Source organism: Vibrio sp. 10N.286.51.B11 (assembly GCF_041469245.1).
GTDB lineage: Bacteria > Pseudomonadota > Gammaproteobacteria > Enterobacterales > Vibrionaceae > Vibrio > Vibrio crassostreae_C.
On sequence record NZ_JBFRKI010000019.1, the window covers coordinates 38,372 to 46,466 of the forward strand.

General features: G+C 44.5%; 5 protein-coding genes and 3 tRNA genes. 1 reads left to right on the plus strand and 7 read right to left on the minus strand.

Features of this window, described 5'->3' with window-relative positions:
• Nucleotides 1-155: 155 nt before the first annotated feature.
• The 4 genes from miaA to tsaE all read right to left on the minus strand — a co-directional run bounded on the left by miaA (nucleotide 156) and on the right by tsaE (nucleotide 5,657).
• Complete coding sequence (miaA, locus tag AB4154_RS10235) at nucleotides 156-1,088, minus strand: tRNA (adenosine(37)-N6)-dimethylallyltransferase MiaA (RefSeq protein ID WP_102394615.1); 933 nt, start codon at nucleotides 1,086-1,088, stop codon at nucleotides 156-158.
• 97 nt (nucleotides 1,089-1,185) lie between these two features.
• Entirely contained in the window at nucleotides 1,186-3,381 is a 2,196-nt protein-coding gene (gene mutL / locus AB4154_RS10240) for a DNA mismatch repair endonuclease MutL (RefSeq protein ID WP_372122882.1), read from the minus strand.
• A gap of 102 nt (nucleotides 3,382-3,483) precedes the next feature.
• Entirely contained in the window at nucleotides 3,484-5,199 is a 1,716-nt protein-coding gene (locus AB4154_RS10245; RefSeq protein ID WP_372122884.1) for an N-acetylmuramoyl-L-alanine amidase, read from the minus strand.
• A complete protein-coding gene (gene tsaE, locus AB4154_RS10250) occupies nucleotides 5,193-5,657 on the minus strand; it encodes a tRNA (adenosine(37)-N6)-threonylcarbamoyltransferase complex ATPase subunit type 1 TsaE (protein WP_004735870.1) in 465 nt (154 codons plus the stop codon). Before tsaE ends, AB4154_RS10245 begins: the two co-directional genes overlap by 7 nt.
• Before the next feature lie 240 nt (nucleotides 5,658-5,897).
• Here tsaE and queG point away from each other — a divergent pair, with 240 nt between their 5' ends.
• A complete protein-coding gene (gene queG / locus AB4154_RS10255; protein WP_372122886.1) occupies nucleotides 5,898-7,076 on the plus strand; it encodes a tRNA epoxyqueuosine(34) reductase QueG in 1,179 nt (392 codons plus the stop codon).
• Nucleotides 7,077-7,709: 633 nt separating this feature from the next.
• Here the strand turns inward: queG and AB4154_RS10260 are convergent.
• From AB4154_RS10260 to AB4154_RS10270, 3 genes are all read right to left on the minus strand, one after another.
• A tRNA-Gly gene (locus AB4154_RS10260) sits at nucleotides 7,710-7,785 on the minus strand.
• Nucleotides 7,786-7,818: 33 nt separating this feature from the next.
• A tRNA-Met gene (locus AB4154_RS10265) sits at nucleotides 7,819-7,895 on the minus strand.
• A gap of 70 nt (nucleotides 7,896-7,965) precedes the next feature.
• Nucleotides 7,966-8,041: transfer RNA gene (locus AB4154_RS10270), tRNA-Gly, on the minus strand.
• Nucleotides 8,042-8,095: the final 54 nt, after the last annotated feature.

The following is an 8,095-nucleotide window of genomic DNA, read 5'->3' on the forward strand; positions in this document are numbered from 1 at the left end:
GCTAGTGGTGCACAAAAAGGTGCGGCCTTTGCATCTGAGCTAAATGAATAAAAAAACTCCGTTGTTATTGAAAGGCTGTGATTTTTAAAAGCCTCAATAACGGATCCTTTCCAGAGTATATTCACGCAAAAGCGATCACATTATACACAGCAATACTAATCAGATGCTATTGCATCTGAAAGAGTTTCTAACGCTTGATCAATGTTTTCGCTATCTAACCAAGTTAAATCATCCCAACTGCGCAACCAGGTGATTTGTCGCTTGGCCAACTGACGGGTTGCACAGACACCACGGAAAACCGCTTCGTCTAAATCACAATTACCGTCTAAATAATCCCACATCTGCCTATAACCAACGCATCGGATCGATGGCAGTTCAGGGTGAAGATCTTCTCTGGCGTACAACGCCTTCATTTCATCTTCAAACCCAGCTTCTATCATCTTCTCGAAACGCAGCTCAATGCGGCGATGGAGTTCAGTCCTTTCCTTGGGAGCTATTGCAAATTGTTTTACACGAAATGGCAGGCTATCGCCTTTCGTTTGAGTTAGCTCTGTTAATGTTTTACCCGAAATTCGGTAAACTTCCAATGCCCTTGAAAGCCTTTGTGGATCATTTGGGTGTATTCTTTCAGCGGATACGGGATCTATCTCTCTTAATTGATCGTGCAATGCCTGCCAACCTTGTTCGATAGATTCCGCTTCAATCTGCTTACGAATCTCTTGATCCGCGGCTGGTAATGGCGATAAACCTTCCAACAATGCTTTGTAGTACAGCATTGTGCCACCAACAAGTAACGGGATTTTGCCTTCCGCTACAATCTTATTCATTTCATTGATCGCATCACGACGAAAATCTGCCGCAGAATACGCTTCGCTTGGATCCAAAATATCAATCAAGCGATGAGGTGCGAGCTCAAGCTCTTCCGCATCCGGTTTAGCGGTACCAACATCCATGTCTTTGTAGATCAATGCCGAATCGACGCTGATGATCTCTACAGGGTATTTCTGACGTAAGCGGATAGCTAAATCTGTTTTTCCTGACGCCGTTGGGCCCATTAAAAACAACGCTAAAGGTAATTTTTCAGTCATGATATTTTGTATTTGCTTCTCTGTTTTAGCGCTTTTTAGCAAAGGGCTTTGTGTCGCGACGTATTCAGCTAAAAAGACAAAGGTCGTCGCGAAAAAATTAAACCGTAAACGCGGCTATAGTCGCTGAAAAGTCGATAGGATTAACAAACTCTGGATCATCTAATGGAAGTAGACCATGCCAAAGTTGTTCTAGTTCCCCAACTAGTTGAACCGCTTCAGATAAAGTGTAGTCGCTTTTTACTTGTGCGGTTTGAATCCCGATCCAGTTAACCAAAGCTGACAACATGTCATTAGGTTGCTTCACTGCACCCTGGGCATTTATTGAAGCCGCGTAAGATAACAGATCTGGGATCAAAATTTGTAAGTTTTGCTGCCTTAAAGGAGAAGGCACGCCCATCACCATTACCGCCTCGCTGTTTCGCGCCTTAAGCTCAATCCCCAGTAATGCCAGAGTTTGACTCAGCGCCTTAGCAACTTCGACAAGTTCACTACCCAGCTTAATCGATAAAGGCACCAATAGTGGTTGGCTTTTTAACGCGCCACCTCGAGTATCAAGCTGACCAACAACACGCAATAACTCAGCCTTAGCCAAGGAAACCAGCACACTGCCGTTCTTATTGCCCATTACCAGATACTGACGTTCCACAATCGAGACCGCTTTGCCCAAGTCCGTTACAGGTGCTCTTGGCTTTAAATGAACAGGATTCTGTTGAGCAGGCTTAGCTTCTTTATTTTCTTTATTTTCTTTATTTTCTAAGTTGTCTCTGGTTTCTACTGGTGCCACATGCTCTTGAGAAAGTGAAGGCTGTACAACTTGCTCATCAAAATCTGGCGTTTTCAGAAGCTCTTTATAGGCTTTCACTTCTCGCTTAGATGGCGCGGGTTCACCATGATGTTGGTGTGGCTCTTTCTCTTTTTTAGGTTCAGGTCGAGACTCTATCCACTCTTGGCGAGAGGAACCGGTAAAACTGCTGTCACTAGTAGCCGAGCTTCGGCCAGCAGATGAACTTGAGCTGGTTGATGGAGCATAGTGTCGCCCACCATCATTAACGCTGTGTTGAGGCTTGTCATGAACCTGCTCAGATTCGGCTTTTCTCGGGTAGGCTGGTGTTTGCTCAATAGCGTGTCGCACCCTATCCGAAACTTGGGTTTGATCCGAACTGCTAGGCATTACGCTTTCTGGCTCAGCGAAACTTGCAACACCATCAACTGCAGAGCTCGTACTATCTTGCTGATGATGAATCACTTCTGACTGATGAAAAGCCGACTGATTGATTGGTGCAGCATCGATCTGCTTGCTCTGCGCTAAACCATCGCTCAATGCTTGGTAAATAAAGTCATGCACAAGGCGCGCTTGATGAAAACGCACTTCATGTTTTGCAGGGTGGACATTCACGTCCACCTGATGTGGGTCGAGTTCAATGAACAACACATACGTCGCGAATTGGTCTGGACGCAGGCTGGTTTCGTAGCTTTGACGAATCGCATGGTTGATCAGCTTGTCACGCATCATACGACCATTCACATAGCAGTATTGCAGGTCGCTTTGCTGTCTGGCCCCTTCAGGTGTGGTGATCCAGCCATGAAGTTTTAAGCCTTGGTGCTCAAGTTCGATCTTAAGCATATGGCGAACAAAAGGATTGCCACATACCGCAGCGATGCGCTTTTCTGCTTGAACTTCTGTCTTGGCAGCGCGGTACTGACGAATCATCTTGCCGTTATGACGAAGGTTGATCGTCACATCAAAGCGACTTAATGCAATACGCTTGAGCAACTCATCAATATGGGTGAATTCAGTCTTCTCGGTGCGTAAGAATTTGCGGCGCGCTGGTGTATTGAAGAACAGATCCAACACCTCAACCGAAGTACCAATTGGGTGTGCTGCTGGCTGCAGTTTTACCTGCATATCACGACCTTCACTGTGTGCTGCCCAAGCTTGATCTTGAGTGGCAGGGCGTGAAGTCATGGTCAAGCGCGCAACCGAGCTAATACTCGCCAGCGCTTCACCACGGAAACCGAGGCTGACGATCGCCTCTAGGTCATCAAGAGTGTGGATTTTGGAGGTAGCATGACGACTCAGTGCCAAGGCAAGCTCATCTTTTACGATGCCTTTACCATTGTCACGAACGCGGATCATCTTGGCGCCACCTTTCTCGATATCAATATCGATACGTGTCGCACCAGAATCCAAACTGTTCTCAACCAACTCTTTTACAACAGAAGCGGGTCTTTCTACCACCTCACCCGCTGCGATTTGGTTAGCTAACCGAGCTGGCAGTATTTTGATCGTCATATTTATAGCTACCTTACTGCCATTGATGGAAACGCTGCTACGTTTGCACTAGTTCTTATTTTTTATCATTGATATACCTGAAGCTGTTTAGCATTCCCAAGACTACTTGTGAGGAATAATCAACACTTGGCCGATAGCTAGACTGTCAGATCTTAGCTTATTCGCTTGGCGAATGCTGTTGACGCTCACGCCGTATTTCGAAGCTATCTTGCCAAGGTAATCACCTCTTGCAACTTTGTGTTTGCGCAGAGGAACATCTTTAACTTCAACCGTAATACGTAACTTTTGGCCTACTCTCACCGTCTCTGATTTCAAACGGTTCTCACGTTTAATATCAGCCACCGACACTTTATAGCGGCTGGCGATCTTACCTAGGTACTCTCCAGACTTAACCGTGTGAGTGATGGTCTTCATTTTAACCGCACTGCTTGATGATGAAGTTGAAGCACTGCCTGGAATCTTAAGTACTTGGCCAATTGCTAGGCTGCTCGATTTCAGATTGTTGAACTTCATCAACGTCTGTGTCGACGTACCATACTTGCTCGCAATCACAGACAAAGACTCACCACGAGAGACTTTATGTTGGCTCACGCTGCCCGTTGATGACGTTGCGTTAGACAAGATAATCCCTTCAGGCGGGTTAGCCTTCAAATACTTAACCACCGCTTTAGTCACTGCTCGTGCCAATTTATCTTGGTGCGAACGTTGGAAAAGAAGCTTCTCTTCCGTCGGATTCGAAATAAAACCTGTCTCTACCAGTACTGATGGGATCTGTGGTGAACGTAATACGGCTAAGCTGGTGTTAATCGGCTTGCTATTGTGCAGTTTCGCAACCTTACCCATTTCAGACAGAATTGCCGTTGCCAGTTTGTAGCCCTCTTTTTGAGAGTGGCTAAACTGCAAATCAAGCAGGGTTTGGTTTACGTTCTTATCATCAATATTGCTTGTGAACGCTGCACCGCTACCACCAAGCAATTCAGACTGTTTCTCTTTATTCTCAATCCAACGAGAGATCTCTGTATTTGCGCGTCGAGTGTTCAATACAAACACTGAACCACCTCTTGGTTGAGGCGTCGTAAAGGCGTCGGCGTGAATAGAGATCAACAGGTGAGCTTCATTCTCTCGAGCAATCGCAACACGTCGATTCAGGTTCACAAAGTAATCAGCATTACGAGTCATACGAGTTTTGATCCCCGGGACCGCATTCAGTTGAGCTGCTAACTTCTTAGAAATACTCAGAGTCGCGTCTTTTTCGTATTTACGCGTAGGACCAATCGAACCTGGGTCTTCACCACCGTGGCCAGGATCAATCACAATTAGAATATCTTTCTGGCGCTTAACCTGATTAATGTTCTTACTTACCGTTGGCTTACTCGGTGTCGATGTCGCTTTACTTGCCGCACCATGAGGTAAGTCGATCACCAAACGGTGTCCATACTGACCACCTGGGGTCGGGCTCAGTTTGAATAATTCTGCTTTAGACGACTTCTTTAACTCAAAAACCAAGCGATAGGTGTTTTTGTCTGGCGGTGAGCTCTTACGAATCTTAGATAGAACAGGGCTGTCTTTCACCTCGACCGGTAACTTAGTCGCAAGACTGGTATTTTTTAAATCAACCACTAAGCGACTCGGGCTACTCAGGGTGAAATAGCTAAAGTCCGCTTCTGATTTTAAGTCGATAACCACACGAGTTTCTTCTGGAGAAGGCCAAACCCTTAAACTTTTCAGTGAGTTTGCAGAAACAAGTGAAGAAAACAGTATAGAAAAAACAGCAGCCATCATGGCCACTGTTGAAATAAGGCGTTTAGAAATCAACATAACTCCAACTGACTAAGTAAGCGCTGTCCGTATTCACTATTAGCGGTTAAAGAAACAATACGGTGATCGTCTTGGTAACGAATATCAATATCCAAATCGGCTTCTGGTAGCATCCCATAACCTTTCTCAGGCCACTCAACCAAACAGATAGCATCCGGCGTAAAATAGTCACGAATTCCCATAAACTCTAACTCTTCAGGATCTGCTAGGCGATAAAGGTCAAAGTGGTACACCTGCCAATCTGCAAGTTGATAAGGTTCAACTAGAGTATACGTTGGGCTTTTTACATTTCCTTGATGGCCAAGTGCTTTTACAAAGCCACGACTGAAAGTCGTTTTACCTGCGCCAAGATCACCATGCAGATAAATAGTCGTCTGCTGTGAGCAAAGATTAGAAAGCTCCGTTCCTAATTGAATCGTTGCTTGTTCATCTTTCAAAGTAAATTGTTTCGTGCTCATGAATACGTTCTCTAAAAATCGATCGTTGACTATATAAAAATCAAAAGAACAAGAATAGTAAACCGTGATGCTTTTGGGAGACAAGCACTCAAGTGTAAGTTCTATGAAAAATACTGATCAAAACGCGTCTGTTCTGGTCAACACCACTAAGATCCGTTAAGATCCGCCCCCATTTTTGCCGAACCTAATTTTAATTAGCCTTATCTCTAATTGTAAAACAGAGAAAATAAGAAATAAGCCATGAATCTAGACCATCTTGCTGAAAAAATTAAAATCTGGGGAAAAGAGCTGGGCTTTCAAAAAGTTGGCATCTGCGATGTTGATTTAAGTGAACACGAAGCCCCTCTTCAAGCATGGCTAGATGCAGGCAACCACGGCGAAATGGATTGGATGGCTCGACATGGGATGATGCGTGCACGTCCTGATGAACTTCACCCAGGCACAATTCGAGTGATCAGCGCTCGAATGAACTACCTACCACCAGAAGCTCAGTTCGCCTCTAACCTAAGCGATACCACTCAAGGCTACATCAGCCGCTATTCTTTAGGCCGCGACTATCACAAATTGTTCCGTAACCAGTTGAAAAAACTAGGACAAAGAATTGAAAAAGAGGTCGAGGGTTTAGACTCACGCCCTTTCGTCGATTCAGCGCCCATTTTGGAAAGACCACTCGCTCAAAAAGCAGGGTTGGGCTGGACAGGTAAACACTCATTAATTCTTGATAAAGACGCTGGCTCTTGGTTCTTTCTAGGGGAGCTGTTGGTTAACATCTCTCTTCCAACGGATGAACCCAGTGTCGATGAGTGCGGCAAATGCACCGCATGTATCACTTCTTGCCCAACGGGTGCCATTATTGCTGATGGCGTGGTTGATGCGCGCAAATGTATTTCGTACTTAACCATTGAATATGATGGTGTGATCCCTGAAGAGTATAGAGATGCCATTGGTAACCGTATCTACGGTTGCGATGATTGTCAGTTAGTTTGCCCGTGGAATCGTCATGCCGAACTTACAGAACAAACAGACTTTCACCGCAGAGAAGATTTCCAAGAAGCCGATCTGGTTTCACTTTCAAGTTGGGACGAAGCAACCTTCCTAAAGAAAATGGAAGGCTCAGCAATCAGACGTATCGGCCACACCCAGTGGTTACGCAATATCTTTGTTGCGATGGGCAATGCACCATTTCAACAACGCATTATTGAAACCCTGGAGTCTCATCAAGGCAAAAACGAAATGCTTGATGTGCATATTGAGTGGGCTTTGAATAAACAACTACAGCAGTTACCCAACGCTAGCAGTGTGCAAGAAGATAGCTCTACGCAGAAAAATAGCTGTGTGCAAAAAAGTAACAGCAAAATCTCCACCAAAAAGCACCGGCTGATACGCATCGTTGAGAAAGGACTACCAAGAGACGCCTAGCCCTTTTGGTATCAACGATTGACAGCGACACCCACATCGATAGTCCAATATTTAAGACAACTCGTTGCACATAATTTTAGAACAATGTTTGACCTTGTTCTCAATTCTAACAATGTGGAAAAAATTCAGAACTCTCGTAAACTTCCGACACCCGAGCAAAGTTAAACACAGTACCGATAAATGATTAAGATCAAAAAACAACAAGTTAACGATCTTTTATTAAATCCAAGATAGGCATCCAACTTGATAAAAAACAACAAGTTACGATCGCTGCAATTCATCTAATATATTGAAAACAAGAAAGATCTTTTAGGGATAGGTAAAGAATTAAGCCTGAAACAACTTTATCAACTAAGTTATCCACACCTAACATTTTGTGGATAAGTCTGTTTATAGATGTGAAAAACCTCAAGTGTCTGCTTCAGAGACCTGATATTTACTAGCATTTCAGTTGCTAAGAAAAATTTAAGACAAAAAAATATCCACCATGATGGAGGATTATTTGCTTTTTTGGGGGATTATGCTTCGCAGCATTAAAGAAAGAGCGTGACCTTTGTGGTCGCCTTTAAACTCTGTGATCTAAAGAAAAACACGGTGGTTTAAAGAGTCTTAATAGCTTTTTTAGAAGAAAGCTGGAGCGATACATCGGGTTCGAACCGATGACCTCAACCTTGGCAAGGTTGCGCTCTACCAACTGAGCTAGTATCGCATAAGTTAACCGCTATCGCGTTTAACTGTAATGTGGTTGCGGGAGCCGGATTTGAACCGACGACCTTCGGGTTATGAGCCCGACGAGCTACCAAACTGCTCCATCCCGCGTCCGGATGCATTGTTTAAGACAATGAGACTAAACCATTTTCATCTTCAGCATAAAGCGTGAGAGAGAATTTGGAGCGATACATCGGGTTCGAACCGATGACCTCAACCTTGGCAAGGTTGCGCTCTACCAACTGAGCTAGTATCGCATTAGTTAGTCGCTGCTCTTACTGCCTTGGGCAACAGATAGCGCTTAACTGTAA

What these genes read in the sequence shown, in the direction of transcription:
- AB4154_RS10245 (WP_372122884.1), bottom strand. Translation starts at nt 5,199, where the DNA reads ATGTTGATTTCTAAACGCCTTATTTCAACAGTGGCCATGATGGCTGCT.
- queG (WP_372122886.1), top strand. Translation starts at nt 5,898, where the DNA reads ATGAATCTAGACCATCTTGCTGAAAAAATTAAAATCTGGGGAAAAGAG.
- tsaE (WP_004735870.1), bottom strand. Translation starts at nt 5,657, where the DNA reads ATGAGCACGAAACAATTTACTTTGAAAGATGAACAAGCAACGATTCAA.
- miaA (WP_102394615.1), bottom strand. Translation starts at nt 1,088, where the DNA reads ATGACTGAAAAATTACCTTTAGCGTTGTTTTTAATGGGCCCAACGGCG.
- mutL (WP_372122882.1), bottom strand. Translation starts at nt 3,381, where the DNA reads ATGACGATCAAAATACTGCCAGCTCGGTTAGCTAACCAAATCGCAGCG.